The 1,367-nt window shown below is 48.3% G+C and carries 1 rRNA gene (running past one end of the window); it reads right to left on the bottom strand.

Annotated features, from left to right (window positions below):
* A 23S ribosomal RNA gene (locus ACHUFM_RS18150) occupies positions 1–1,155 on the bottom strand; it reaches 1,822 nt to the left of the window's first position.
* Positions 1,156–1,367 lie beyond the last annotated feature (212 nt).

Below are 1,367 nucleotides of genomic sequence, written 5' to 3'. Positions count from 1 at the left end.
CATCCGTAGCTTCGGTGTACAGTTTGAGCCCCGTTATATCTTCCGCGCAGGCCGACTCGACTAGTGAGCTATTACGCTTTCTTTAAAGGATGGCTGCTTCTAAGCCAACCTCCTAGCTGTCTGAGCCTTCCCACATCGTTTCCCACTTAACTGTAACTTTGGGACCTTAGCTGACGGTCTGGGTTGTTTCCCTTTCCACGACGGACGTTAGCACCCGCCGTGTGTCTCCCGCGCTCATACTCATTGGTATTCGGAGTTTGCATGGGGTTGGTAAGTCGGGATGACCCCCTAGCCCAAACAGTGCTCTACCCCCAATGGCAATACGCGAGGCGCTACCTAAATAGCTTTCGAGGAGAACCAGCTATCTCCGAGCTTGATTAGCCTTTCACTCCTATCCACAAGTCATCCCCGGACTTTTCAACGTACGTGGGTTCGGTCCTCCAGTTAGTGTTACCCAACCTTCAACCTGCTCATGGATAGATCGCCCGGTTTCGGGTCTATTCCCAGCAACTAAACGCCCTATTAAGACTCGGTTTCCCTACGGCTCCACTATTTGCTTAACCTTGCTACTGAAAATAAGTCGTTGACCCATTATACAAAAGGTACGCAGTCACCGAATAAATCGGCTCCCACTGCTTGTACGTACACGGTTTCAGGATCTATTTCACTCCCCTCACAGGGGTTCTTTTCGCCTTTCCCTCACGGTACTGGTTCACTATCGGTCAGTCAGGAGTATTTAGCCTTGGAGGATGGTCCCCCCATATTCAGACAGGATAACACGTGTCCCGTCCTACTCGTTTTCATGATAATGGCGTTTTCGCATACGGGGCTATCACCCTCTACGGCGGCCCTTTCCAGAGCCTTCTGCTAACACCAAAACCACTTAAGGGCTAATCCCCTTTCGCTCGCCGCTACTTAGGGAATCTCGGTTGATTTCTTTTCCTCCGGGTACTTAGATGTTTCAGTTCCCCGGGTTCGCCTCCTCACAGCTATGTATTCACTGTGGGATACTCTACAAGTAGAGTGGGTTTCCCCATTCGGACATCTCGGGATCAAAGTCTGTTTATCGACTCCCCCGAGCTTTTCGCAGATTACCACGTCCTTCATCGCCTCTGACTGCCAAGGCATCCACCGTGCACGCTTGGTCACTTGACCATATAACCCAAAATAGTTTTCATAAAATCAAACAAAGTTCGTTTTATGTACTTTGAAGTCACATACCAAAGAAGCTTTTGTCTCTTCTCTGGATTTACGATAATAGAAAGTCACTAGGTTAAAGTGCTTTCCACCGGTTTAACGCTTGATTCATCGTTATTTCAAAATTTGAATTGTTAAAGAGCAAGTTTAGTGCAAAGCACTAAGTCAGA

The sequence above is a fragment of the Marinomonas posidonica genome (genome assembly GCF_043643765.1).
Classification (GTDB): domain Bacteria; phylum Pseudomonadota; class Gammaproteobacteria; order Pseudomonadales; family Marinomonadaceae; genus Marinomonas; species Marinomonas posidonica_A.
This window is presented reverse-complemented; position numbering and strand designations above follow the sequence as displayed.